26 protein-coding genes are annotated in these 23857 nt (G+C 60.0%); 4 read left to right on the top strand and 22 right to left on the bottom strand.

What is annotated here, in order from left to right:
* Window positions 1-35: 35 nt before the first annotated feature.
* From C7I36_RS07355 to C7I36_RS07305, 11 genes are all read right to left on the bottom strand, one after another.
* Window positions 36-992: an amidohydrolase family protein gene (locus tag C7I36_RS07355; protein ID WP_106453077.1), complete on the bottom strand. Its 957-nt coding sequence runs from the start codon at window positions 990-992 to the stop codon at window positions 36-38.
* Between the two features lie 12 nt (window positions 993-1004).
* The gene (locus C7I36_RS07350) at window positions 1005-1943 is read right to left on the bottom strand and encodes a YncE family protein (protein WP_106453076.1); all 939 of its coding nucleotides are present in this window, start codon (window positions 1941-1943) and stop codon (window positions 1005-1007) included.
* 63 nt (window positions 1944-2006) lie between these two features.
* Complete coding sequence (locus tag C7I36_RS07345) at window positions 2007-2990, bottom strand: TRAP transporter substrate-binding protein (RefSeq protein WP_106453183.1); 984 nt, start codon at window positions 2988-2990, stop codon at window positions 2007-2009.
* A 59-nt stretch (window positions 2991-3049) separates the two neighbouring features.
* The gene (locus C7I36_RS07340) at window positions 3050-4330 is read right to left on the bottom strand and encodes a TRAP transporter large permease subunit (protein ID WP_106453075.1); all 1281 of its coding nucleotides are present in this window, start codon (window positions 4328-4330) and stop codon (window positions 3050-3052) included.
* A 2-nt stretch (window positions 4331-4332) separates the two neighbouring features.
* Window positions 4333-4923 carry a TRAP transporter small permease gene (locus tag C7I36_RS07335; protein ID WP_219899616.1) on the bottom strand — a complete coding sequence of 197 codons (591 nt, stop codon included), beginning with the start codon at window positions 4921-4923 and terminating at the stop codon, window positions 4333-4335.
* Between the two features lie 47 nt (window positions 4924-4970).
* Window positions 4971-5975, bottom strand: a complete 1005-nt coding sequence (locus C7I36_RS07330) for a TRAP transporter substrate-binding protein (protein WP_106453074.1) — start codon at window positions 5973-5975, stop codon at window positions 4971-4973.
* Between the two features lie 50 nt (window positions 5976-6025).
* Window positions 6026-6991, bottom strand: a complete 966-nt coding sequence (locus C7I36_RS07325) for an amidohydrolase family protein (protein ID WP_219899615.1) — start codon at window positions 6989-6991, stop codon at window positions 6026-6028.
* On the bottom strand, window positions 6991-8004 hold the full coding sequence (locus C7I36_RS07320) for a TRAP transporter substrate-binding protein (protein WP_106453072.1): 1014 nt from the start codon (window positions 8002-8004) through the stop codon (window positions 6991-6993). Before C7I36_RS07320 ends, C7I36_RS07325 begins: the two co-directional genes overlap by 1 nt.
* A gap of 27 nt (window positions 8005-8031) precedes the next feature.
* Complete coding sequence (gene araD1 / locus C7I36_RS07315) at window positions 8032-9030, bottom strand: AraD1 family protein (RefSeq protein WP_106453071.1); 999 nt, start codon at window positions 9028-9030, stop codon at window positions 8032-8034.
* Between the two features lie 9 nt (window positions 9031-9039).
* Window positions 9040-10212 (bottom strand): L-rhamnonate dehydratase, encoded by a 1173-nt coding sequence (locus tag C7I36_RS07310; RefSeq protein ID WP_106453070.1) that lies wholly within the window; start codon window positions 10210-10212, stop codon window positions 9040-9042.
* Between the two features lie 118 nt (window positions 10213-10330).
* Window positions 10331-11356 carry a 4-hydroxythreonine-4-phosphate dehydrogenase PdxA gene (locus C7I36_RS07305; RefSeq protein WP_106453069.1) on the bottom strand — a complete coding sequence of 342 codons (1026 nt, stop codon included), beginning with the start codon at window positions 11354-11356 and terminating at the stop codon, window positions 10331-10333.
* Window positions 11357-11653: 297 nt separating this feature from the next.
* On the opposite strand from C7I36_RS07305, the gene C7I36_RS07300 reads away from it, so the two are divergent.
* Window positions 11654-12391 carry a FadR/GntR family transcriptional regulator gene (locus C7I36_RS07300; protein WP_219899614.1) on the top strand — a complete coding sequence of 246 codons (738 nt, stop codon included), beginning with the start codon at window positions 11654-11656 and terminating at the stop codon, window positions 12389-12391.
* A 24-nt stretch (window positions 12392-12415) separates the two neighbouring features.
* Here C7I36_RS07300 and C7I36_RS07295 read toward each other — a convergent pair whose 3' ends face one another.
* The 11 genes from C7I36_RS07295 to C7I36_RS07245 form a co-directional block, all read right to left on the bottom strand.
* Window positions 12416-14374 (bottom strand): methyl-accepting chemotaxis protein, encoded by a 1959-nt coding sequence (locus tag C7I36_RS07295; RefSeq protein ID WP_106453068.1) that lies wholly within the window; start codon window positions 14372-14374, stop codon window positions 12416-12418.
* A 276-nt stretch (window positions 14375-14650) separates the two neighbouring features.
* Window positions 14651-15070, bottom strand: coding sequence for an 8-oxo-dGTP diphosphatase MutT (mutT, locus tag C7I36_RS07290; protein ID WP_425445037.1), 420 nt, complete (start codon window positions 15068-15070; stop codon window positions 14651-14653).
* On the bottom strand, window positions 15054-15245 hold the full coding sequence (gene yacG / locus C7I36_RS07285; protein ID WP_106453066.1) for a DNA gyrase inhibitor YacG: 192 nt from the start codon (window positions 15243-15245) through the stop codon (window positions 15054-15056). The genes mutT and yacG overlap by 17 nt, the downstream gene beginning before the upstream one ends.
* Window positions 15242-15976 carry a cell division protein ZapD gene (gene zapD, locus C7I36_RS07280; protein WP_106453065.1) on the bottom strand — a complete coding sequence of 245 codons (735 nt, stop codon included), beginning with the start codon at window positions 15974-15976 and terminating at the stop codon, window positions 15242-15244. Before zapD ends, yacG begins: the two co-directional genes overlap by 4 nt.
* A gap of 51 nt (window positions 15977-16027) precedes the next feature.
* The gene (gene hemW / locus C7I36_RS07275) at window positions 16028-17173 is read right to left on the bottom strand and encodes a radical SAM family heme chaperone HemW (protein ID WP_106453064.1); all 1146 of its coding nucleotides are present in this window, start codon (window positions 17171-17173) and stop codon (window positions 16028-16030) included.
* A complete protein-coding gene (gene rdgB, locus C7I36_RS07270; RefSeq protein WP_106453063.1) occupies window positions 17173-17772 on the bottom strand; it encodes an RdgB/HAM1 family non-canonical purine NTP pyrophosphatase in 600 nt (199 codons plus the stop codon). The genes hemW and rdgB overlap by 1 nt, the downstream gene beginning before the upstream one ends.
* Before the next feature lie 21 nt (window positions 17773-17793).
* Entirely contained in the window at window positions 17794-18207 is a 414-nt protein-coding gene (locus tag C7I36_RS07265; protein ID WP_106453062.1) for a DUF4426 domain-containing protein, read from the bottom strand.
* Between the two features lie 32 nt (window positions 18208-18239).
* Window positions 18240-18551 carry a DUF167 family protein gene (locus C7I36_RS07260; protein ID WP_106453180.1) on the bottom strand — a complete coding sequence of 104 codons (312 nt, stop codon included), beginning with the start codon at window positions 18549-18551 and terminating at the stop codon, window positions 18240-18242.
* Window positions 18539-19090: a YggT family protein gene (locus C7I36_RS07255; RefSeq protein WP_106453061.1), complete on the bottom strand. Its 552-nt coding sequence runs from the start codon at window positions 19088-19090 to the stop codon at window positions 18539-18541. Before C7I36_RS07255 ends, C7I36_RS07260 begins: the two co-directional genes overlap by 13 nt.
* Window positions 19091-19099: 9 nt before the next feature.
* A complete protein-coding gene (gene proC, locus C7I36_RS07250) occupies window positions 19100-19924 on the bottom strand; it encodes a pyrroline-5-carboxylate reductase (protein ID WP_106453060.1) in 825 nt (274 codons plus the stop codon).
* A 10-nt stretch (window positions 19925-19934) separates the two neighbouring features.
* Window positions 19935-20627, bottom strand: a complete 693-nt coding sequence (locus C7I36_RS07245) for a YggS family pyridoxal phosphate-dependent enzyme (RefSeq protein ID WP_106453059.1) — start codon at window positions 20625-20627, stop codon at window positions 19935-19937.
* Between the two features lie 33 nt (window positions 20628-20660).
* Between C7I36_RS07245 and C7I36_RS07240 the strand changes: the two genes are divergently transcribed.
* The 3 genes from C7I36_RS07240 to yaaA are packed head-to-tail and all read left to right on the top strand — an operon-like array spanning window position 20661 to window position 23628.
* Window positions 20661-21695 carry a type IV pilus twitching motility protein PilT gene (locus C7I36_RS07240; protein WP_106453058.1) on the top strand — a complete coding sequence of 345 codons (1035 nt, stop codon included), beginning with the start codon at window positions 20661-20663 and terminating at the stop codon, window positions 21693-21695.
* 34 nt (window positions 21696-21729) lie between these two features.
* Window positions 21730-22839 (top strand): PilT/PilU family type 4a pilus ATPase, encoded by a 1110-nt coding sequence (locus C7I36_RS07235; RefSeq protein WP_106453057.1) that lies wholly within the window; start codon window positions 21730-21732, stop codon window positions 22837-22839.
* A 9-nt stretch (window positions 22840-22848) separates the two neighbouring features.
* Complete coding sequence (gene yaaA / locus C7I36_RS07230) at window positions 22849-23628, top strand: peroxide stress protein YaaA (RefSeq protein WP_106453056.1); 780 nt, start codon at window positions 22849-22851, stop codon at window positions 23626-23628.
* Window positions 23629-23857 lie beyond the last annotated feature (229 nt).

The following is a 23857-nucleotide window of genomic DNA, read 5'->3' as shown; positions in this document are numbered from 1 at the left end:
TTGAGGTTTCAATATGGCGTGCTGTATGCCCTTCTTCACTGGAGGGGAGCATGATTTGCTGTCTTCAATCTATGAGGATCGAGGCGGTACCAGTGAATGGCATTGCGCCAGAGGATCCGATCCCGTGCGTTTGGGCAGGTTTGAGCTATGGCCGTTTCGACCAGTTGCAACCATGTTCCATAGCCGACCTGAATACCGGAGACCGGCGCATTACTGGCGAACAGACACCGTTCCGGGCCAAAGATATCGATGGCCTCTGTCAACAAGGCCAGGTTATCGGCTGGCACCCATTGGTGGCCTGGCGCTCCCAGCTCCGAAAGCTTGACGCACACATTGGGATTGTCGGCCAGTTGTTGCAGTCCGCGGCGCCAGCGTGCCAGACCACGGTTGGTACGATCCCAAGGGAGTCCGGTATGATTCAGAATCACACGCAATTCGGGATGCTCCTGCAAGCGTTCCGCTGCTTCGGCAAGATGCCAGGCGGGGATCCGGAGATCCCAGCTCAGCCCGCGTTCGCTCAGCAGTGCCAGGCCCGAACACCAAGTGTCGTCTTGCAACGAGTTAGCCTGTCCCCGCATGTCAGCCATTGCGCCCGGGCTGGTAGCGGTCGCCGGTTTAGCTCGCACTCCCCTAAAAGAAGGTGATTGCATCTGAATATCCAGTTGGGTAGCACACTCCCGAGTTCCGAACGCCGCCCAGCCGACATGGGCGGTAGGGAGTCCTTGCTCGTTGCCGAGGGCATCGATCCACCGGGTTTCATCGACCGCCTGGCTCCGGTCGGCTTCCGCTTCACAATGTACAGAGCCCAGCAGCCAGTAGCCCTCCGGGATCAGCCGGCGGAGATCCGGGGGCAGAAAAGGGCGGCGTATGCTGCCGTAGTCCCCCAGAAAAAAATCGGTCACCAATTGCTCACCGAGCCACGGATAGCGTAGCTCCGGACCCAGGGCCCAGAAATGGTGGTGGCAGTCGATCAGGAACTGTGGAGTCTTCATGGTTTGGCACTCTTATAGGTTCTTTACCAGCAGGAACGAGACATCGGGTTCCTTTCTGGTCGGGAAGTAACGCACTACTTTCCCCGACTCGAGATCCAAGACGCCTATCCGATCACCCTTGAAGGACACGAAGGCCTGAAGTCCATCGGGATGAAAGCTGAGTGCTATCGGGATATGTTCCAGTTCGATGCGTCCCAGGGGATTCAGCTGCTGATCAAACAGGGACAGGGAATTTTCACCGTAGTTGGTGACGATCAGACGGCGGTTGGGATCACAGTAAATACGGGTAGGATCCAGCCCTGTTTCGGCTTGATCCCGGATGGTCATGGATTCCACATCAATGGCCACTATGCTGTTATCGGTCCGGTTGCTGACAAAGAGGGTGCGCTCGTCGGCAGACAGGCAGTTGCCTTCCGGTTTGCGGCCCGGGATCATGGCGATAGGGGTAAAGGTGGGATCATGAGGTTTGAACTTGGTTACCGTATTGCTGAGCAGGTTTATCCCATAGGCAGTGTCACCATCCCGGGTGAGCGCAAACAAGTGGGTCTTGTAGCCCCCGGACGAAACCGCGAGATCAGGCGTTGTCGATGTGGCCGGGTTGGTGTACAGCAGCAGGGTATTGTGACCTTCACTCATGGCATACAGACGATCCTGGTTGTCCATCCCCAGTCCATGGATGCGATAGTATGGCCAGGTACTCAGGGTGTTAACGACCTTGCCTTGCTCAATGTCGATAACAAAGACGGAACAGCCCCCCTGGTCGCCAATGCAGTCGGCACCTAAAATGCCATAGTGGCCGACATAAGCATATGTGCCTTGTGAGTCGACGACGAATTCATGGGGGTAGTCGGGCAGACGAATCGACTTTATTTCTTCGCCGTTGCCGACATCATAAAAACTCAGCGTATGGGCACACTTCTGGTTGAGTATCAATATTTCCTTGCCGGGCATCTCATTATCCTCAAATGTAAGGGGCTGATGCCGACCCTGTTTTATCAAGGCCGGCATGAGTTGTTAATTGGCTATGGCATGCTGAATGGCATCGATCCACTCGGCCCCATTTTCCCCGATATAGCTATCCCAAGTCGGCTTTATGATGGCCTGGAAGGGCGCTGTATCGATTTTCTCCTCTACCTGGACGCCAGCGGTACGCAGTGCGTTAATGATCTCCCTCTCATTTTCCGCATTGAGTTGTCGCTGGTATTGCCCCGCTTCCCTTGCTGCCTGCACGATCACTTCTTGGTACTCCGGATTGAGACTGTCAAAACGAGGCTTGTTCATCACCATAATCAGAGAGGTGTAAGCCTGATTGGTCAGGGACAGGTATTTCTGAACTTCATAAAATTTGGCAGACCACACGATGCCGATAGGGTGATCCTGGGCATCGACAGTGCGGGTTTCCAGCGCGGTATACAGCTCACCAATCGGCATGGGAATGGGGTTGGCTCCCAGCAGGGAGAAGGCTTCTATCAGTGATTTGTTGGAATTGGTTCTCATCTTCAATCCCTTGACATCATCAGGGTTAAGGATGGGGCGTTTGGAATTGGTCATGGCCCGGAAACCGACCTCCCAGAATGCGAGACCTTTCATTCCAGAATTGTCCAACAGAGCCAGAGCCTTCTCGCCTACCTCACCATCCAATACCTTATAAGCTTGTTCACTGTTACCGAAGATGTAAGGCAGATCAAAGGCTCCCAGTTTGGGCTCTATGCCGGCAAAGTTCGGATTGCCGGACATTTCGATATCAATGGTGCCAGCACGAACACCGGAGATGAGCTGTTGGTCACCTCCCAAAATACTGTTACCGAAGATTTTTACATTGACCTCGCCATCGGTTCTTTCTGATACCAGTCGAGAGAAAAACTCCGCCGCCTTGTGCTGGGTGTCGGTCTCTGGCGCGGCATGAGCCAGTTTCAGTTCAATGGCCGCCTGTGCCTGCGAGATAAAAGATAAAGCCACAATAGAAGCAATGGCGAAGGGCTTGAGTAATTTTTTCATGTTTATCTCCATATGGTTGCTAACCGGTTTTCCTTTTTAAATAACCATTCCGGATCTTTTTAGCCGGACAACATATTCATTGGCCAGATAATGATCTGCGGAAAGGCGACGAACAACAGCAGAATGACGACATAAGCCAGCGCGAAAGGCATTACACCTGTCACCGCTTTTTCGAACTTCAGGTTCCCCACACTGCTGATGACATTCAATACATTACCCACCGGTGGAGTAATGAGTCCGATGGCGCAGTTGAGCACAAACATGATGCCGAAATAGACAGGATCTATTCCCGCCAGCTTGACGATGGGCATCAGTATCGGAGTCAGCACCAGTATGGTGGGGGTCAGGTCCATTACCATGCCTACCACCAGGATGAGCCCCATTATTGCCAGCATCAGCAGCCGCGGGTTGTCGGCCAGGGGGGCGAGCATATCGGCGACCATCAGGGGAAGCTGTGCAATACTGATAAGCCAAGAGGCCACCATGGCCGCGGCCACCAGAAACATGACGATGGCGGTGCTGCGGGCGGAAATGGTCAGGACTTCATACAACTGAGTCAAATTCAGCTCGCGGTATACCAGAGTGGACACGAAGATAGCGTAAACCGCCGCGACGACACCGGCTTCGGTAGGGGTAAATATACCGGTCTTGATACCACCGATGATGATAACGGGCAGCAAGATGGCCCAGACACTGCTGCGCAGAGCCTGCCAGCGCTCGCCGGCCGTGGCCTTCTTGGCGACCACCAGATCCTCTTTGCGGGTCATGAAGAGCCACATGACAACAAGCGTTGCCCCCATAATAAGCCCCGGCACTATACCGGCAAGAAACAGCTTGCTGATGGATATGCCACCGGCGACACCGATGATAATCAGGGGAATGGAAGGGGGGATAATGGGGGCAATAATACCGCCTGCCGCCATCAACCCGGAAGAACGTCCCAAGGGGTAGCCGGCCTTGCGCATCATCGGCAACAGCATGCTGGCCAAGGCCGCGGTATCCGCCACGGCGGAGCCGGACAGGCTGGCCATGATGATGGCGGCGAAAATCGCGACAAAGCCGAGGCCGCCCTTTTTATGGCCGACCAGGCTCATGGCCAGGGTGACGATCCGTTGGGACAGGCCTCCGCGGGACATGACTTCGCCCGCGACCAGGAAAAAGGGGATTGCCAGCAGGGTGTAACTGTCGGCGCCGTTGACCAGATTCTGGGCCAGGATCTGGGAATCGAACATGTCCAAATGCAGCATCAGTACTACTGCACTGACCAGCAGCGCAAAGGCGATGGGAACGCCCAGGCCGATGGAGCCGAGCAGGGAGCCGAGAAAGAGGGTGATGGTCATGATTATTCTACCTCAGGCTGAGTTGGGCATGGGGTGGCGGGGATGATGAGGCGGTAGCCGAGTACGATTGACATCATGATCCCGGTGAAGAGGCCGGCGGCGTAAAACACGCCGACCGGAATGCCGCTGATGGGCGACAGGTTGTTCCAGTTCAGTACGGCCTGTTTATAGCTGCCGATCATCAGCATGATGCTGCACCCCAGCATGGCCAGGGTGACCAGCCGCGTCAGCACGGCCTGGACAGGAGGTGGCAGGCGTTCGGTCAGCGTGGTGACGACCAGATGCTGTTGGCGCAGCAGGGCACAGACCGCACCGACAAAGGTAATCCAGACGAAGAGGAAGCGGGACAATTCCACGCTGATGGAAATGCCGCTGTTGAAGCCATAGCGCAGGATCACATTGGTGAAGACCAGTATGATCAGCGTTACCAGGGCGAATACCATAAAAGCATTCAGTATTCTTTCCGCGATACGGGCCAGACATGCTATCGGGCGCATAATATGCTCCTGGGCCTGTTCTTTCCCTGTCGGTTGCCTTCCGGGGAAAAGGGGTTCTTGTCTGTCATGGATGGATGAAAGGGCTTTGTACGTCATGATTCGGTCCTGCCTGGTTGGAAGTTGATCTGATGCACGTGATGTTGTTAGTTCCGGTTTTTTGCCGTGGCCAAGGCTTGTTTGAAATCCTCGACCAATCCACTATCGAGCTCGTTTTGGTAACGTTCAATCAGTGGCTGCAGGCTACTCCCCATACGATCCCGCTCATCTTCACTTACCTCGTTGATCTCCATTTTCTTTTCAAGCTCGGCCAAGAGCTCGTTGTTTAGCCGGCGGCTTTCCGCTCTCTGGTATGTGGTGGCTTCTTGTGCCGCTTCATGGATGATTTGGCGCTGTGTTTCATTCAGAGAGTCCATAAATGGCTTTGATGCCAACAGCACCAGGGCATCATAGGCATGAGCAGTACGGGAAAGGTACTTCTGAACTTCAAAGAAACGAGCGGTGTTAATCACGGTGTAAGGATTCTCCTGGCCATCCACGGTGTGGGTTTCCAGGGCGGTGAACAACTCTGTGACCGGCATGGGAACCGCATTGGCATTGAGTCCGTTGAACAGGCCGATATAGAGATCATTCTGCATCGTACGGATTTTAAGGCCCTTTAGATCATCCAAACTGTTGATTGGGCGTCTCGAGTTGGTGATATGTCGGAATCCATTCTCCCAGAATGCCAGTGCACTCAGCCCCTTATTATTTAGACTGTCCAGCAGGGATTTGCCTACATCACCATCCAATACCTCATCGGCCTGTGCTTCATTCGAGAATTGGAAAGGAAGACTGATGATGCTGAAGTCGGAATTTAGGCTTGCCAGCGTGGCCGTCGAGGGGACGGTGAATTGCAGGGTGCCTGATTGCAACATGGAGGTCATGTTGACATCATTTCCCAATATGCCATTGCTGAATACCTGGATGGTTATCTCGCCATCACTCTTCTCATTGACCAGCTTTGAAAAATATTGGGCGCCCAGGGTCTGTGGATGAGAGTCGGGTAAGCTGGTACCCATACGGGCAGTGATTTCAGCAGTGGCCATTGATGAACTCATCATCAGGCATAGAGCGATGGCTGATGTAACCGTGGTCTTAAACGCTTTCATAATTTATATCCTTATACTGACTTCCGTTGAGAGGGTTTCCAGTTATGGCGTTATAACTTCGTATCAAGCCGATAAATACGGGCGGCGTTATCACAAAACATCTTGAGGCGGTCCGGGGGTGAATAGTCGGCAGTAATGGCTTTAAGGGCATCGAACAAGGCGTCGAGCCGGGTAACCAGGCTGTCTACCGGAAAGTTACTGGCAAACATGCAACGTTCGGGTCCGAAGAGCTCTATGGTTTGCCTGATGAGCTGCTGGTTGTCCTCGATGCACCAGGAGCGGGATGGCAGCCCCAGGCCCGATATTTTGATGGTGACATCGGGGATGGCTGCCAACTGGCGCAAGGCATCGTGCCAGCCGGCCAGGGTTTGAGGATCCCGGTCTCCCGGCAGACCGGCATGATTGATAACCATCTTTACGTCCGGAAAGCGGGTCAGCAAGCTGGCCGCGTCGGGCAAATGCCACCAGGGAGTCTGTAATTCAAACAACAAGTGATGCTGGGCCAGTTTCTGGTAACCTTGCTGCCATATCGGACAATTCATTGAACCTTTGAGTTGGTGCCCAGGGTAATAGTCGGCCCGAGGCAAGGCCGCGGGTTTATGACGGACACCTCGCACCAGGGGGGATGATGACAACTGAGCCAACAAGTGATCGATGTCTTCCCGATCCAGCCAGGCCTGGCCGATCACGGCGTTGGGCCAGCGAGTTTCCTCCGCCAGATGATGCAGCCATGCGATTTCTCCCAGCGGATCCCGGGGATCCCACTCGGCCTCCATATAGACCACGCCGTAGACTTTGTGCTCGCCAGTCAGCGCTCGATAGTGGTGCGGGAGAAACGGGCGACGGATGGCGGCATAGTCACCATAGCGAAATGGGATCATCGGTTCATCACAGAGCCAGGGATGATAGTTTTGCCGTGGATCCCACAGGTGCATGTGGGCATCGATAATGGGCAGCTCCCGGTCGTCACCACTGGCCAGATAGCGCTCACGCTGCTGAGGCAGGGTAAGGTTCATCATTGTGCTCCTTCCATTTGCTTGGCCTGCTCGACGGCGTCGAGCAACTCCTGCCCATGGTTTTCGATAAACATGGCCCTGACCGGAGCTTCAACCTGATGACGCATGGAGTCCCGGTCCGGTTGTTCGACGATACTCACTCCCTGCTGTCGGAGATAATCGAGATCTGCGGTTTGCCGCTCAGTATTTAATTGACGCTGATAATGAGCGGCCGCCAAGGCCTCTTCCTTCAGTACCTGCTGATACTCGGCCGGTAAACTGTCGAATTTGGCTTTGTTCATAATCAACGGCGCCGCTGTGTAGGCATGTGCGGTCAGGGAAAGGTGATTCTGAACTTCATAGAGCTTGGCCGAGCGGATCAAGGAAACCGGATTTTCCTGGCCATCCACGGTTCGGGTTTCCAGGGATGTAAACAATTCGGCAAACGGCATGGGTATGGGATTGGCTCCCATTGCCTTGAAGGCGGCAATGTGCGCCGGGTTGGGTGTGGTCCTGAGCTTCAACCCGGCTATGTCGGCTGCCGACTCAACGGCTCGCCTTGAGTTGGTCAGGTTGCGAAAACCAATCTCCCAAAAAGCCAAGCCCTGTATGCTCTGTTTGCCCATCTTGTCCAGTAGTTCTTGTCCTACTATGCCATCCAGTACCCGGTAAGCCTGTTCGTTATCGTCAAACAGAAAGGGCAGGTCCAATACATTCAACTCTCCGGTCAGGCCGCTGAAATAGGGGTTTCCGGACAATTCGATATCGATGGTGCCACCACGGACACCGGCAATCATGGCTTGGTCATTCCCCAACTGGCCATTGGGGAATATGCGGATCTTGATCTCACCGCCGGTTCGCTCAGCCACTCGTTTGGAGAAGACTTCCGCCGCCAGATGCTGGGAGTCTTCTATCGGATGCGCATGGGCAAAAGTAAGAGTCCAGTCTGCCCAGCTGTCAGTACTTGCGAGCAATGAGGTTGCGCCCAGTGTCGTGACCAATACCTGTTTCAGGCAAGAGCGGAAAGTCTTCATGATGATTACCTCGATCGAGTTATCTGGTTACAGCATCCGGACCTGGAGTGGCCGAGGGCTGTTTTCGGGAGCGAAGGCCAAAGGGTTACGCAGGGCGCGACCAAAGGCCGGTAACTCAATTTCAAATCGATCGTCAGGTTGTGTCCTGATGCCGTCGGCGAAACTGAGGGTGGAGGTACCGAAAAAATGCACGTGCAGATCACCGGGCCGGCAGAACCCTTCATACTTGAAATGATGGTGTTCCAGGTTGGCAATGCTGTGCGCCATGTTGCTCTCTCCGGTCAGGAAGGGCTTGCGCCAGATCACCTCGCCGTTTCGCACGATACGACTCTCGCCCTCGAGGTGGGGCGGCAGGTCGCCGATTAGCAGTTCCGGCCCAAAACTGCAGGGGCGCAGTTTGGAATGAGCCAGCCAGAGATAGTTGGCCTTTTCGGTAATGTGATCTGAGAACTCGTTACCGATGGCAAAGCCGATCCGATGAGGAACGCCATGGCCATCATTGACGTAGAGCCCCACCAGCTCCGGCTCTTCTCCCGCATCTTCGGCAAAGCCGGGGACGGGTAAGGCCTGTTCAGGAGCGATGACAATATCGCCATCCCCCTTGTAGAACCATTCGGGCTGTGCGCCTATCTGGTCGGCACCGGGTTTTCCTCCCTCCAGACCCAGTTTGAACATCTTCATGGAATCGGAAAGGGAGTCTCCTCCCTGGGTCAGCTTGGCGTGCATGGTGTCACGCGTATCGGCGCTGCCTAAATGGGTGAGCCCCGTGCCAGTGACCAGGCAGTGTGCCGCATCGGGATGGGTGACGGGGGGAAGCAGCTGTAGTCTGTCGATGGCCTGTTTATAGTCCACCAGCTCATGCCCGAGGTAACGGAAAATCACCTCGGTGAGCGGCAGCCCTTCGGTCAGTGCAATTTGCACCAGGCCATAGGTGCCGCCTTCCAGTTCGATGACACGCAGCTGATTGGTGCTTTCCACCACCGCCGCCCGCAATCCTCTATTGAGTTTCAGTTGTACGATTCTCATGATGCCGCCTTATTCAATGATGTTGAACTGGTCGAGGTAACGCTGGGACAGGCTGAGTCCCAGGCCGGGCTTGTGTTCGTCGAGGTCGATAAAGCCGTTTTCCGGCGTGGGGTCGCCCTCGAAGATGTAGTAGAACAGTTCGTTGCCCACCTCGACCTCGTGCACCGGGAAGTATTCGGACATGGGCGAGGCCAGGGTGGACATGGTCAGGTGGTAGTTGTGCATCTGGCCGGCGTGGGGGATCACCGGCACCCCGTACACTTCCGCCAGGGCGTTGATCTTGTGCGCCGCCGTGATGCCGCCGACCCGGTTGGTGTCGTACTGGATCACCGACACCGCCCGCTTGTCGAGCAACTGGCGAAAGCCATGGCTGGTGAACTCGTGCTCGCCGCCGGAGATGGGGATGGAGGTCAGCCGGTTCAGCTCGGCGTAGCCGTCGATGTCGTCGGCGAGCACCGGCTCTTCCAGCCAACGCGGCTCGAACTTCTCAAGCTTCGGCAGCATGCGCTTGGCGTATTCCAGGTTCCAGCCCATGTAGCATTCCAGCATCAGATCCACGTCCGGCCCTATCACCTCGCGCACCGCCGCCACGCTGTCCAGGTTCTTGCGCATGCCTTCGGGGCCGTCCTTGGGACCGTAGCCGAAGCGCATCTTCATGGACGTGAAGCCCTGATCCAGGTAGCGCTGGGCCTCGGCCTGCATCTCGCCGAGGTCGGTGCGGTAGAGCTTGGAGGCGTAGCAGGGGATCTTCTCCTTGGTGCGGCCGCCCAGCAGCTTGAACACCGGCCGGCCGGTGGCCTTGCCCATCAGATCCCAGAGCGCGATGTCGATGGCGGAAATGGCGGCCATGGCCACGCCCTTGCGGCCCCAGGCGTGGGTGGAGCGGTACATGCGCTGCCACAGGTATTCGTAGTCGAAGGGGTCGTGGCCCAGCACCAGGGGGGTCAGGTACTGGTCGATGATGGCCTTGGCGATGCGCGGCGCCAGGGCCACGTTGCCGATGCCCACCAGGCCGTCGTCGGTTTCCACTTCCACCACGGTCCAGCCGTGGAAGCGGAAGGTGCCCATGGAGTCGCCCTTGTCCCACAGCAGATCCATGGCGTTGGAGCAGAAGTGGGGCTGGGGCGGCACGGTGTGGCCTTTCCATTCGAATACCCGGGCGCGTACATTGGTGATCTTCATATGATTAATTCCTTATAAAACAATTGCTTGAATGTTTTTTTAAATTTGTTCGGGCAAGGGTTGCCCGTACGGGCCCGTTTCCGGGCCCGCGTCGTCTCTTTGTTAACCGTGCTGTGCCTTAGCCGGTGGCGGCCAGGGTCCGTCGCCGCCTGGCCAGCCCCATGCGGCAGGCGATGTCAAAGGCGTTGCGGGTCGGCCCCACCCGGGCCTTGCCCTGGCCGGCGATGTCGAAGGCGGTGCCGTGGGCCGGGGTGGTGATGGGGATGGGCAGGCCGCCCTGCACCGTCACCCCCTGGGAGAAGCCGAGCAGCTTGATGGCGATCTGGCCCTGGTCGTGGTACATGGTGACCACGGCGTCGAAGTCGCCGTCCCGGGCGCGGATAAACAGGGTGTCCGCCGGGTAGGGACCGCTCACCGGGTAGCCCTCGGCCTGGCACTGGGCCACCGCCGGGGCGATGACGTCGATCTCCTCCCGGCCGCAGGTGCCGCCCTCGCCGGCGTGGGGGTTGAAGGCGGCCACCGCCACCCGGGGCGATTCGAAGCCGGCGAGGAGCAGGGCTTCGTGGATCAATTTGCTGGCCGCGACGATGCGCTCTTGGGTCACATACTGGGCCGCGTCCTTCAGCGGCACATGGGAGGAGATGCGCGAGGTCCACAGGTGTCCCAGGGTGTTGAACTCGCAGAAGTAGCCCTCCACTCCCAGGTATTCCGCGAAGAAGTGCAGCTCGTCCTCGTGCTGGAGTCCGCCCAGCTTCATGGCGTGCTTGTTGAGGGGCGCGAAGCAGATGGCGTCCACCTCGCCGGCCTGGGCCGCGTCCAGGCACAGCCGCAGTATCTCCAGGGTGGAGGCGCCGCAGGCCCCGCTCACCTCGGCGTAACGGGCCTGCGTTGGCGCCAGAGTGTCCACCTTCAGCAGCACCGGGCCTTGATGCTCATGCGCCTCGGCAAAACGGGTGACGATGGGCAGTTGGTGGTCGGTGCCGGCCAGCTGCTGGCCCTGCTGCCACTGCCAGTCGTCGGCCACCAGCACGATGCGGGCCTGCTCGCCGACACCGGGCTCGGCCAGCAGCCTGGCGATCAGTTCGGCGCCGATGCCGGCGGCATCGCCCAGGGTCAGGGCCACTACGGGTTTCAGTTCAGTCATGTTCAGGCTCCATACATATATTCGACCAGGCCCATGGGGATGAAGGAAAAGGCATCTGTACTCCGAATGTTCGGAACGATAGACGAATAATCGTTTCGTTTAATGTTGACTGGTATGCTGGTTGGTTTACCGTACCAGTTGGTGTTTAATTTAGTCAGCCTCGCGGTGGGGTGTCAAGCTGATTTATTAACTATTTGTGTCCTGATGTTTTGGTTTTGTTTGTGAAAATCTGTGATGGCTTGCCAAGGAGATTCAAGAGGTCTAGTATTTAGTCCAGTTTGGCTGGCGGAGGCGCTCATGACGATGGCACAGGATACGGTGTTTGCCTTTGAGCAGACCCTGGAGAACAAGACCAAAAAAGACATTCTGGCGGAGAAGATCATCGAGATGATCGTCACCGGCCTGCTGCGCGACAACGACGTGCTGCCGAGCGAGCGGGAGTTGTCCCAGCTGTTCGGGGTGAGCCGGGAAACGGTGCGCGGTGCGCTGCGGCTGGTGGCGGCCTACGGCCTGATCTCGGTGTCCCACGGCAGCAAGACCCGGATCACCGCAGGGGAAGCCCAATTAGCACGCTTTCATGACAGCTATGCCCATATGAGCCCGGTTGGTGTCAACCAGTACGATATCGATACGGTGTTCGAGAGCCGCAGTCTGATTGAAGCCGCCATCGCCCGCAAGGCGGCGGCGCGCATCGACCAGGAGGGGCTCGACAAGCTGCGCAAGATGCTGGAGGCCCAGGCCGAGATGTTCGACAACCCGGTGCACTTCCAGCTGTCGGACAAGAATTTCCACAAGCTGATCGCCGAGTACGCGGGCAACGAGCTGCTGCTCAAGTATTCGGAGGAGTTGTATTCGTACGGGCTCAATATCCGCCGCAGCGTGATGCTGGAGCCGGGCGCCATCGCCCGCAGCTATGCAGAACACTGCCAGATCGTCGAGGCCCTGGCCCGGGGCGACGGCGCCGCCGCCGAGCGGGCCATGCTCGGCCACCTGACCAGCGTCTACAGCACCACCCGGGAGAAAATGCCGGGCTGAGCAGGCCAGGGAACAGTCTTCGGCTCAGATCCGGAACTGATTGACCAGTTGTCCCAGTTCACCGGCCAGCTCGGCCTGGCGGCCGGCGTGGCCAGCCACCCGGCCCGATACCTGGTTGACCTCGCCGGCGGCGCCGTGGATGGCGCCGATGTGGGCGTTAATGCTTTCCGCCACCAGGTGTTGCTGCTCGGCGGCGGCGGCGATCTGGGTGGTCATGTCGGTGATCTCGTCCACCGCCACCTTGATCTCCTCGAATGTCTCCCGGGCCTGGCCCGAGCGCTGCACTGCCTGCTCAGACTGCTGCTGGCTGGCCTTCATGTTGTCCACCGCCAGGCGGGTCTGCTGGTTCAGCCCGGCCAGCAGGCTGTCGATCTCGGCGGTGGACACCTGGGTGCGCTGGGCCAGGGTGCGCACCTCGTCGGCCACCACCGCGAAGCCGCGGCCCTGCTCGCCGGCCCTGGCCGCCTCGATGGCGGCGTTCAGTGCCAGCAGGTTGGTTTGCTCGGCGATGCCGCGGATCACTTCCAGGATGGAGTTGATCCGGCCCGTTTCCGCCTCCAGCTGGCGGATATGCAGTGCCGACTGGCCCAACTGCTCGCTCAGGCCCCGCACGCAGGCCTCGGTGTCCAGCATCACCGCCTGGCCCCGGTCGCCGGCCTGCTGGCCCTGGGCCGCGGCCCGGGCCGCCCGGGTACAGCTCTGGGCTACTTCGTTGGCGGAGGCCGACAGCTCGGTGAGGGCGGTGGCCATGCGCTCCACTTCCGCCAACTGGTGGCCGCTGGCGGCATCCACCGCCGCCGCGCTGTGGCGGCCCTGCTCGGACACGGCATCCATTTGGCCGGCGGTGTCCCGGATGCGTGCCACCAGTTGCTGGATGGACTCGAGGAACTGGTTGAACCAACGGGCCAGCTCGCCGGTTTCGTCCCGGCTGGCGATGGCCAGGCGCCGGGTCAGATCCCCTTCGCCCTGGGCGATGTCCCTGAGTCCCCGGCTGACCTGCAGTATGGGGCCGGCCAACAGCCCGGACAGCCACCAGGACAGCAACAGTACCAGTACCAGCACCAGGGCGGTGCTGCCCAGGGTGGTCCACAGCATCTGCCGGGCCGGTGCCAGTATCTCGCGTTCCGGCATCAGGGCGATGAATTTCCAGCCGAGCCCGGGAGAGGGATGGACCAGGGCGCGGAAGCTTTCGCCGCCGAGTGTCAACTGGAGCACGCCCTGCTCGGTGCCGGCCAGGCGGGCATAGGCCTGATCCTTCAGTTCGGCCAGGGGGAGGGCGTTGTGCTCCGGCCGGGCCGCGTCCACCAGTACGGTGTCATCATCGTTGATGATCATCAGATAACCCTGTTCCCCAAGCCGGGCCCGCCGGGCCATACCGGTCAGTTCCTTGAGGGAGACGTCCAGCGCCATGACGCCGTATTCCTGGCCGGATTGATTTTTAAAGCTGCGTACTATGCCTACCATGGTGTCGTCGACGGTGGCCCAGTAATCGGCACCAATATTGACGACCTGGCCCGGAGCGGCCATGGCCTTCTGGAACCAGGGCCGGAGGCGGGGATCATAGTTGGCGCTAATGTCGCCCAGGGGCCACTGTATATAGCCTCCGTCCCGGGTGCCCATATAGACGTAGGCCAGCCCCGGGTGGCTGGCGGCGAAGCGCTCGAACTCCCGGTAGATCTCGGTTTCGATGCCGCCGTTGCGATCCGGCGTCATGCGCCGTGCCGGGCCCTGCTGGTAGGCACTGATGCTGTCGTCGGCCCGGTTCAGCAGGGGGGAGGAGGCAAGAAAGTCGACGTTTTGGCCGATTTGTTCAAAATGGGCGTTGAAGGCCTGCTCCAGTTTCTGGATTTCACTGTGCCCCTGGTTCAGAAAATCCTGCTCTGCCAATTGGCGGGCCTGATGGAGGGTGAACGCAGACAGCAGGCCTATTGGGATCAGGGTCGTCAGCAGCAGGGCCAGTACCAGTTTGTGTTGAATACGCATTTAGCCGGGACTCGGGGGTGGACAAAAGTACACCAGCTTAGTCAGGGCGGGAAAGCGGAGTCAATGAAGCGGGGTCACTGTTTTGTATTAAATTGTTTTAATTTGTAAAATTTTGTTTAATTTTATGTTTTGTTTGAATGGGGGTCATGCTGCCCCCCGGGCTGTCTGGCACACTATTGGCGGATATTCGCTCCGGGAAAGGCGTTGCCTGCCGCCGTGGCCGCATTCATTGGCATAAACAGGGCCTGGTTACCAGGCCGCCCAGGGGCCTGTCGTTTATTTTTTCTCTTGCAGTTTCCTGACGATGGCGCCGTTGGCGGCGGGAAAGTCATAGCGGTGCAACTCTGCCCGCGGCACCCAGCGGCTGGGCTGGCCTTCGCGGCCGTGGGCCTCGCCTTCGAAGGCGGTGACCTTGCGAATATCCAGGATCACCTGCTTGTCGCCATAGTCGTGCTCAATGCGCATAAAAGGGGCGCAGGCGCTGACCCTGATGCCGATCTCCTCTTCCAGCTCCCGGGCCAGGGCCTGGGGCACGGTTTCGCCGGTTTCCACCTTGCCGCCGGGAAATTCCCATTTGAAGGCCTGGTGCTGGCTCTCGCCGCGCCGGCAGATGAAGATATCGCCGGCCCCGTTCTCGATGACGCCCACCGCCACCAGCACGGTTTGCTTCGGTATCGCCTCAGTATTCATTTTCATCGTCCTGTTCCGGCAGCCAGGCGGGATCGCCGGGAATGCGTTTTTCCTCGTCGGCCCATTCGCCGAGATCGATCAACTGGCAGCGCTTGCTGCAGAAGGGGCGGTAGGGGCTTTGCGCGCCCCACTCCACGGCAGTGCCGCAGCCAGGGCAGGGGACTGTAGTGATGGTGCTCATTTGATATTCGCCAGTTCGAAGTCGATGTGGCCGGTTTCGGTACTCCCGATCGGCATGAAGCGGATGGTAAAGCGGTATTTGTTACCGCTGACCACGGGATAGGCGGCGGTGTCCACCGGCAGGCGCAGGCGGATCATCTCGGTCTGTTCGGCATTGTCCTGAAAAAAGCCGGCATTGGCCTGCTCGTCGCGGAACTGGCCGGTTTCCCGCCACAGGGTCAGCAGCAGCGCCAGGCCCTGCTGCAGCAGTTGCAGATGGCTGAGCCAGCCGTCCAGATCCCGCTGCTGTTGCGCCACCGGCTGGTTCAGCCAGTAATGCAGTTGGGGCACGTCGAAGGGACAGAGGCCGCCGGGGATGGCGAAACGGCTGCGCACCGCGCTCAGCAGCTTGTCTTCCCGCAGTTGCTGGCCGAGGCGGGCCGCCCTGGGCAGTTGCTGCACCAGTTGCTCCAGCTGCTGGCCGAGCCGCGCCAGGGCTGCGGCGTCGACCCCGGGCACCTGGGCCCAGGCGTCGAGTCGGCCTTTCTGTTGTTCCAGATCCTTGGCCAGATCGCTACGCAGATCGCAGCGCTCAAGCAGTTCCATGATGTCCAGCAGGGCCTTGAACAGGGCGGTGGCCTGGCCGGGAGCGGCAAGCTCCCGGCAGTGCTGGGTCTGTTGCAGCAGTTCGTTCAGGCGCAGATAGTTACGGCATTTTTCGTTGAGTGGAAATTCGTAGACCAGTGATGACATAAAACGGGGCCTGCAAAGGTGAAGGCATGGATGGCGGCAAGTTTACCCATATCAATCGGCAATAAACAAATCGAGCAGCCGGTTCAGAAAGCGCCGTCCGAGGGGCGTCAGCTGCCAGTGGTTGTCGTCTTCGGCCAGCAGGCCCAGCCGGCGGGCGTCGGCCAGCGGCCCGGCCAGGGTATCGAGGGACTGGCCGGTGAGCCGGCGAAACTCCTGCTTGGGAATGGGCTCGAACAGGCGCAGCCGGTTCATAAAGTATTCCAGCGACAGATCCTGGGGCGCGATGGGCCAGGTTTGGTCCAGATAGGGGCGACCGGGTTCCAGATATCCCTTGGGATGCTTGACCTTGACGGTGCGCAGCAGCCTGTTTTCGTGCGGCAGGGTCACCTTGCCGTGGGCGCCGCAGCCGATGCCCAGGTAGTCGCCGAAGCGCCAGTAATTGAGGTTGTGCCTGGCCTCGAAACCGGGCCTGGCGTAGGCGGACACTTCGTATTGCTCATAGCCGTGGGCCAGCAGCAGGGCATGGCCACGTTCCTGGATGTCGGCCAGGGTATCGTCTTCCGGCAGCGAGGGCGGGCGTGAGGCAAACGGCGTGTTCGGCTCTATGGTGAGCTGGTACCAGGACAGATGCGGCGGCGCCAGTGCCAGGGCCTGTTCGAGATCGTACAGGGCATCTTCCGGGCGCTGCCCGGGCAGGCCGTGCATCAGGTCGATGTTGAAGCTGTCGAACCCGACGGCGGTGGCTTCGCGCGCGGCGAAGCGGGCCTGTTCCGGATCGTGGATGCGCCCCAGGCGGCTCAGTTGCTCCGGCTGGAAACTCTGCACGCCGATGGAGATACGGTTGACGCCGGCTTTTCGAAAGCCGCCAAAGCGGCCGGCTTCCACCGTGCCCGGATTGGCTTCGAGGGTGATTTCCATGTCCGGTTCGAAGGGAATGCGTGTCCGCACCCCGGCCAGCAGCCGGCCGATGGCTTCGGGGCTGAGCAGGCTGGGGGTGCCGCCGCCGATGAAGATGCTGTGCAGCCCGCGGCCCTGCACCAGGGGCAAATCCCGGTCCAGGTCGTCGAGCAGGGCGTCGATATACTCCCGCTCCGGAATGCCCTCTTTCAGGGCATGGGAGTTGAAGTCGCAGTAGGGACACTTTTGTACACACCAGGGAATGTGCACATAGAGGCTGAGCGGCGGCAGTTGCAGCATCAGGCTTCTTCTTGCAGCAACTGCTGCAACTGGCGCAGGGCCTGGCCCCGGTGGCTAAGGCGGTTTTTTTCCGGCGGGCTCAGCTCGGCGGCGGTTTTGGCCAGGGCCGGCACCAGGAAGACGGGATCATAGCCAAAGCCGTGTTCGCCCCGGGGCGCTTCGGTGATGGAGCCCTGCCAGCGGCCGGTGCAGATGAGCGGAGTGGGGTCGTCCGCATGGCGCAGGTAGACCAGTACACACCAGAAGGTGGCCTTGCGCAGGCCAGCGGGCAGGCCTTCCAGGTCGGCCAGCAGCTGTGCCAGGTTTTGCTGGTCGGTGGCGTCGGGGCCGGCGAAACGGGCGGAATAGACCCCGGGGCGGCCGTCGAGGGCGTCGACCGTCAGGCCCGAGTCGTCGGCGATGGCGGCCAGGCCGGTGAGCCGCGCTGCGTGGCGGGCCTTGATGATGGCGTTTTCCACAAAGGTGGTGCCGGTTTCATCGGCATCGATCACGCCTAGCTCGGTCTGGGGGATGACGGTCATGCCCAGGCCGTGCAGCAGGCTTTGCAGTTCGGCAACTTTTTTGGCGTTGCCGGAGGCCAGTACGATTCGTTGGGTCACCCTGGGATTCTCTCTGCTCTGTCAGTCGGTATAAAAGGTATGACGGAATGAAAACTGCCCGCCCTGGCGGGGGTGGCTGATGTCGATGGTGAACAGCACATTGTCTTCATTGCGAAAGGGATACTGGGCGATGTAGTAGATGGCGTCGCCTTCGCGGACGGTCTGGAAGGTCAGCTCGCGTACCGTGCCGATCAGGTTTTTGCCCTGGCCGCTCAGTGCCACCTGCTGGGTCTTGCCTTCGTCATCGGTGACGGCAATGTTGAGCAGGCCATTGAAGCGGCTGCGCTCTATGTTGTAGCTGCGCGCCACCTCGGGGGTGAGGAAGGTGGAGGAAAAGGCGCTGTAGTGCACCGTCCAGTCGCCTACCCGGGTTGTTTCCGCCAAAACCTGGGTGGAGGCGAACAGCGCCAGGGCGGAAATCAGCATCTTGAACATAAGGATTCCTTGCTCGGGGTTATAGGATCAGTCTAGGCCTCCCGGCCGAGGAGTTCCGCCAGCGCGGGCGGGATTTGTCGGGGCTCGACGATCATCACCGCTTTATGCCGGCTGCCCTGGCCCGCCAGCAGGCTGACGTTGGCGGCGGCAACCCGGCACTGGCGGGCCAGCCACTTTTGCAGGTGGGCATTGGCCTGGCCATCCACCGGCGGCGCCGTGATGGCCAGTTTGACTGCGTTGCCGTGCAGGCCGAGAAACTGATCCCGGCTGGCCCTGGGCTGAAGGTAGAGGCTGAGGTAAAGCCGGCCCTGCTCCAGCCGGACCGGCTGGCTCACAGCTGCCACCACAGGGGGCCGAACAGATCGCCCATCAGCCAGTTCAGGGCCTGCAGGGCGATAAAGGCCACCAGAATGGATAAATCCAGGCCGCCCATGGGGGGGATCAGGCGGCGCAGGGGCGCGAGCAGCGGCTCGGTGAGCTGGTGCAGCACATACTCTACCTGGCTGCGGCCCTGGCTGACCCAGCTGAGCAGGGCACGGATGATCAGGATCCAGAACAGCATGACACCGGCCTTTTTCAGTACTGTGATAAGGCCTACCAGCACCACTGTGCTCCAGTCCGCGTATAACAGGTTCATGGCCTTGAAAATCATCAGCTTGGCGGTAGCCACCAGCAGGGCCAGCAGCACCGCCGCCATATCGATGCCGAAGAAGCCGGGAATGAAACGGCGCAGGGGGGTCAGCACGGGGTTGGTGGCCTTGACCACGAACTGGCTGAAAGGATTGTAGAAATCGGCCCTGGCCAGCTGCAGCCAGATACGCAGCAGCACCACCATCAGGTAGAGGTCGAACAGGGTATTGATCAGGTAATAAGCGGTGTTCATCATGAATCCTTAAAGCTGGGTTTCCAGTTCCCGGGCCCGGGCCACGGCAGCCGCCATGGCATCGCCCACCAGCCGTTCCAGCTGGTTGTGCTGGAAACTGCGGATGGCTTCGGCGGTGGTGCCGCCCTTGGAGGTAACCTGGGCCCGCAGTTGGGCCAGGGTCAGGCCGGGATTGGCGGCGACCATCTGGGCCGCGCCCAGGGCAGTCTGCTGTACCAGCAGGCGGGCTTCCTCGGCGCTGAAACCGCGCTTTTGGGCTTCCTCGGCCATGGCCTCCATAAACAGGAAGAAATAGGCCGGGGCGCTGCCGGCGGCGGCGATCACCTGGTTGATGCCGTCCTCTTCCGCCACCCACAGGGTTTTGCCCACCGCCGCCATCATCTGCTGGCAGTAGTCCCTGTCGGCCTGACTGATCTGCGGGCGGGCATAGAGCCCGGTCATGCCAAGGCCCAGCAGGGAAGGGGTGTTGGGCATGGTGCGAACGATATTGTCGTGACCGCCGGCCAGGTGCTGCAGGCGCGCCACGCTGATGCCGGCGGCAATGGAAATCAGCAGCTTGCCCTCAAACCGTAGTCCGGAGGCGAGCAGTTCGCCCAGCATGGCCGCCATCATCTGGGGTTTGACCGCCAATACCAGGGCCTGGGCCCAGTTGGCGGCCTCGGCATTGCTTTGGGTGGTGCGGATGCCGAAGTCGGCGGCCAGGGCGTCCAGCTTGGGGCGGGAAGGGTTGGCGGCGATAATGCTATCCGCCGGATAGCCGGACTGGATCAGGCCGGAGATCAGGCTGCGAGACATGTTACCCGCGCCGATAAAGGCGAGTTTTCTGTGTTCCATCAATGATCACTCAGGGGTTGCGGGAGCCAAATATAGCCGTGCCGACCCTCACCAGGGTCGAGCCACAGGCCACTGCGAGTTCCAAATCGTTGCTCATTCCCATCGACAGGGTATCCAGTCGGGGATATTTTTCCGCCATTCTATCAAAGAGTTGTTTCAACTCTAGCAATTGTGACCGGAGTATTTCCGGATCATCGGTCGCTTCGGGTATGGTCATCAGGCCGCGCAGGCATAAGCCGGGCAGGACGTCGACCCGCTCGGCGAGGGCCGCTACCTCGGCCGGGGCCAGGCCGGACTTGCTGGCTTCGCCGCTCACGTTAACCTGCAGGCAGATATTGAGCGGGCGCATGTGCACCGGGCGTTGATCGCTGAGCCGCTGGGCGATTTTAAGCCGGTCCACCGTGTGCACCCAGTCGAAGTGTTCGGCCACCAGCCGGCTTTTGTTGGACTGCAGCGGACCTATCAGGTGCCAGCGGATGTCGGGACAGGTGGTTCTCAGGGCCTTGATCTTGTCGACCGCTTCCTGCACGTAGTTTTCTCCGAACTGGCGCTGGCCTGCGGCATAGGCGGCCGCCACGTCGGCGGCGGGCTTGGTCTTGCTGACCGCCAGCAGACCGACGTCGGCGGCGGGTCGGCCGCAGCGGGCGGCGGCGCCGGCGATTCTGTCATGAACGAGTTGCAGCTGCTGTGCGATAGTATTCATATAATAGATAACCGAAAGCGACAGGGATTTATCATGGATATTACGGAATTATTGGCGTTTAGTGTAAAGCATAATGCGTCGGATCTGCACCTGTCGGCCGGGGTGCCCCCCCTGATCCGGGTGGACGGCGAAGTGCGCAGGATCAATCTGCCGGTGCTCGAGCATAGGGAAGTGCACCGCCTGGTGTACGACATCATGAACGATCGCCAGCGCAAGGAGCTGGAAGAAAACTTCGAGGTCGACTTTTCCTTTGAGCTGCCTGGTCTGGCGCGCTTTAGGGTCAACGCCTACCACCAGTCCAGGGGTGCGGCGGCGGCCTTCAGGGTGATACCGAGCGAGGTCTGGAGCCTGGAACACCTGGGGGCGCCGGAGATTTTCCGCCGCATCGCCGAATACCCGCGCGGCCTGGTGCTGGTGACCGGCCCGACCGGCTCGGGCAAGTCAACCACCCTGGCGGCGATGATCGACCATATCAACGAGAGTTTCAACAAGCACATCCTCACCATCGAAGACCCTATCGAATTCGTGCACGCTAACAAGAAATGCCTGGTCAACCAGCGGGAAGTGCACCGGGACACCCACTCCTTCAGCAACGCCCTGCGTTCGGCGCTGCGGGAGGATCCCGATATCATACTGGTGGGCGAGCTGCGCGACCTGGAAACCATCCGCCTGGCGCTCACCGCCGCCGAAACCGGCCACCTGGTGTTCGGTACCCTGCACACTTCGTCGGCGGCCAAGACCATTGACCGCATCATCGATGTTTTCCCCGGCGCCGAAAAGGACATGGTACGCTCCATGCTTTCCGAGTCGCTGCGGGCGGTCATCTCCCAGACCCTGCTCAAGCGGATCAACGGCGGGCGGATCGCCGCCCACGAGATCATGCTGGGCACGCCGGCGATCCGCAACCTGATCCGCGAGGACAAGGTGGCGCAGATGTACTCGGTGATCCAGACCGGCATGGCCCATGGCATGCAAACCATGGATCAGAACCTCAAGATGCTGGTCAGCAGCGGCATGGTGGCCCCGGCGGATGCCCGGGCCAAGGCGGTGGATCCCCAGGGGATCTGACGCCGGGATGAACAACCACAGCGGAGATTGTGTCATGGAGCTGGCTCCCTTGTTGAAAACGATGCGCGAACAGAAGGCGTCGGACATGTATATCTCGGTGGGCGTGGCGCCCACCATCAAGGTGCAGGGACGGATGCAGCCCATAGGGCAGGAGCGATTGTCCGCCGGAGCCGCCCTGGCGCTGGTCGAGTCCTGCATGAACCCCGAATGGCGGGAGCGTTTCCACCGCCACAAGGAGGCCAACTTCGCCATCAGCGACGATGAGCACGGGCGTTTCCGGGTGAGCGCCTTCTGGCAGCAGGAAAAGGCGGGCATGGTGATCCGGCGCATCGAAAGCCATATTCCCACCTTCGAGGAGCTCTACCTGCCGGATACCCTGCGTGAGGTGGCCATGACCAAGCGCGGTCTGGTGCTGTTCGTGGGCGGCACCGGCACCGGCAAGTCGACCACCCAGGCGGCCATGATCGGCCACCGCAACCGTCATGCGGGCGGCCACATCCTCACCATAGAGGATCCGGTGGAATACGTGCACCAGCATGGCCAGTCGATCATTACCCAGCGCGAGGTGGGCATCGATACCGAATCCTTTGACGCTGCCCTGAAAAGCTCGCTGCGCCAGGCGCCGGATGTGATCCTGATCGGCGAGGTCCGCTCCGAGGAAACCATGGGCTTCGCCCTGTCCTTCGCCGAAACCGGCCACCTGTGCATGGCCACCCTGCACGCCAACAACGCCAACCAGGCGCTGGACCGGATCATGCACCTGGTCCCCGAGAGCAAGCACCGCCAACTGCTGTTCGATCTTTCCTTTAACCTCAAGGCGATCGTGGCCCAGCAATTGATCCCGACCCGGGACGGACGGCGGCGCCGGGGCGCCTTCGAGATCCTGCTCAATACCCCCCTGGTGGCGGATTTGATCCGCAAAGGGGAGATGCACAAGCTCAAGGACGTCATGGCCAAGTCCAGGGAGCAGGGCATGCAGACCTTCGATCAGGCGCTGTTTGACCTCTATACCCAGCAGCATATAGGCTACACCGAAGCACTCGCCTATGCCGACTCCCCCAATGATCTGCGCCTGATGATCAAGCTGCAGGGCGGTGGCGGACTGGATTCCGGCATGCTCGACAATGTCACCATCGAATCTTAGAGGATCCTTATGCTGATAGTGGTTTCCCCCGCCAAGACCCTGGACTACGACACCCCGCCGGTGATTGCCGAGCATACCCTGCCCCAGCTGCTGGATCATGCCGCCGAGTTGATCGAGCGGGCCCGCCGGCTGAGCCCGGCGGAGATCGGCCGGCTGATGAGCATCAGCGACAAGCTGGCCGGCCTCAATGCCGCCCGTTTCGCCGACTGGACCCCCGAATTCACGCCCGCCAATGCCAAGCAGGCGATACTGGCGTTCAAGGGGGATGTCTACACCGGCCTGGACGCAGAAACCCTGAGACCGGACGATTTCGCCTTTGCCCAGCGCCACCTGCGCATGCTGTCCGGCCTGTACGGGGTACTGCGGCCGCTGGATCTGATGCAGCCCTACCGGCTGGAAATGGGTACCCGGCTCGACAACGAGCGGGGGCGGGACCTGTACCAGTTTTGGGGCGATATCATCACGGAGACGCTCAACCGGGCGCTGGCGGAGCAGGGGGACAATGTGTTGATCAACCTGGCGTCCAACGAGTACTTCAAGGCGGTGAAACCGAAGCGGCTGGACGGGCAGATCGTCACCCCTGTGTTCAAGGACGGCAAAAACGGCCAGTACAAGGTCATCAGCTTCTATGCCAAGAAGGCGAGGGGCATGATGGCCCGCTATATCATCGAGCACCGCCTGACCGAGGTCAGCCAGCTTACCGCTTTCGACCGGGCTGGTTATTACTTTGTGGAGCAGGAATCGGGGCCGACCGAACTGGTGTTCAAACGCGAGGAGGGAGCGCAATAAAAAGTGGCAACTCAGGGGAACCTTTGGTTGCCAGGGCTTTCTGAGGATATGTCTACTGAATTTTCAGCTCTTTCTTCTTCATTTGACCGGCCCCTGGCCGGTTTTTTTGTTTGCCCGGCGAAGCCGGCAAACCCGGCCATCTGAAAGAAGATGGCGTCACCCCGACTGAGGGGAAGACAATCCGACTGGCAAGGGCGCCACTGGCCAACGGTGGGGTCTGAAGGAAGCC

It is taken from the genome of Zobellella taiwanensis (assembly GCF_003012795.1).
Classification (GTDB): domain Bacteria; phylum Pseudomonadota; class Gammaproteobacteria; order Enterobacterales; family Aeromonadaceae; genus Oceanimonas; species Oceanimonas taiwanensis.
The sequence above is the reverse complement of the archived record's forward strand: the minus strand, read 5'-3'. Positions and strand labels throughout refer to the sequence as shown.

Excerpts from the sequence above, each read along its gene's own strand:
- yaaA (WP_106453056.1), top strand. The coding sequence starts at position 22,849 with ATGCTGATAGTGGTTTCCCCCGCCAAGACCCTGGACTACGACACCCCG.
- C7I36_RS07245 (WP_106453059.1), bottom strand. The coding sequence starts at position 20,627 with ATGAATACTATCGCACAGCAGCTGCAACTCGTTCATGACAGAATCGCC.
- C7I36_RS07310 (WP_106453070.1), bottom strand. The coding sequence starts at position 10,212 with ATGAAGATCACCAATGTACGCGCCCGGGTATTCGAATGGAAAGGCCAC.
- C7I36_RS07320 (WP_106453072.1), bottom strand. The coding sequence starts at position 8,004 with ATGAAGACTTTCCGCTCTTGCCTGAAACAGGTATTGGTCACGACACTG.
- araD1 (WP_106453071.1), bottom strand. The coding sequence starts at position 9,030 with ATGAGAATCGTACAACTGAAACTCAATAGAGGATTGCGGGCGGCGGTG.
- C7I36_RS07235 (WP_106453057.1), top strand. The coding sequence starts at position 21,730 with ATGGAGCTGGCTCCCTTGTTGAAAACGATGCGCGAACAGAAGGCGTCG.
- C7I36_RS07300 (WP_219899614.1), top strand. The coding sequence starts at position 11,654 with ATGACGATGGCACAGGATACGGTGTTTGCCTTTGAGCAGACCCTGGAG.
- C7I36_RS07265 (WP_106453062.1), bottom strand. The coding sequence starts at position 18,207 with ATGTTCAAGATGCTGATTTCCGCCCTGGCGCTGTTCGCCTCCACCCAG.
- C7I36_RS07305 (WP_106453069.1), bottom strand. The coding sequence starts at position 11,356 with ATGACTGAACTGAAACCCGTAGTGGCCCTGACCCTGGGCGATGCCGCC.
- C7I36_RS07340 (WP_106453075.1), bottom strand. The coding sequence starts at position 4,330 with ATGACCATCACCCTCTTTCTCGGCTCCCTGCTCGGCTCCATCGGCCTG.
- C7I36_RS07350 (WP_106453076.1), bottom strand. The coding sequence starts at position 1,943 with ATGCCCGGCAAGGAAATATTGATACTCAACCAGAAGTGTGCCCATACG.
- C7I36_RS07295 (WP_106453068.1), bottom strand. The coding sequence starts at position 14,374 with ATGCGTATTCAACACAAACTGGTACTGGCCCTGCTGCTGACGACCCTG.
- C7I36_RS07255 (WP_106453061.1), bottom strand. The coding sequence starts at position 19,090 with ATGAACACCGCTTATTACCTGATCAATACCCTGTTCGACCTCTACCTG.
- C7I36_RS07325 (WP_219899615.1), bottom strand. The coding sequence starts at position 6,991 with ATGAACCTTACCCTGCCTCAGCAGCGTGAGCGCTATCTGGCCAGTGGT.
- yacG (WP_106453066.1), bottom strand. The coding sequence starts at position 15,245 with ATGAGCACCATCACTACAGTCCCCTGCCCTGGCTGCGGCACTGCCGTG.
- proC (WP_106453060.1), bottom strand. The coding sequence starts at position 19,924 with ATGGAACACAGAAAACTCGCCTTTATCGGCGCGGGTAACATGTCTCGC.
- hemW (WP_106453064.1), bottom strand. The coding sequence starts at position 17,173 with ATGCTGCAACTGCCGCCGCTCAGCCTCTATGTGCACATTCCCTGGTGT.
- C7I36_RS07335 (WP_219899616.1), bottom strand. The coding sequence starts at position 4,923 with ATGACGTACAAAGCCCTTTCATCCATCCATGACAGACAAGAACCCCTT.
- C7I36_RS07330 (WP_106453074.1), bottom strand. The coding sequence starts at position 5,975 with ATGAAAGCGTTTAAGACCACGGTTACATCAGCCATCGCTCTATGCCTG.
- C7I36_RS07345 (WP_106453183.1), bottom strand. The coding sequence starts at position 2,990 with ATGAAAAAATTACTCAAGCCCTTCGCCATTGCTTCTATTGTGGCTTTA.
- zapD (WP_106453065.1), bottom strand. The coding sequence starts at position 15,976 with ATGTCATCACTGGTCTACGAATTTCCACTCAACGAAAAATGCCGTAAC.
- C7I36_RS07240 (WP_106453058.1), top strand. The coding sequence starts at position 20,661 with ATGGATATTACGGAATTATTGGCGTTTAGTGTAAAGCATAATGCGTCG.
- C7I36_RS07355 (WP_106453077.1), bottom strand. The coding sequence starts at position 992 with ATGAAGACTCCACAGTTCCTGATCGACTGCCACCACCATTTCTGGGCC.
- mutT (WP_425445037.1), bottom strand. The coding sequence starts at position 15,070 with ATGAAAATGAATACTGAGGCGATACCGAAGCAAACCGTGCTGGTGGCG.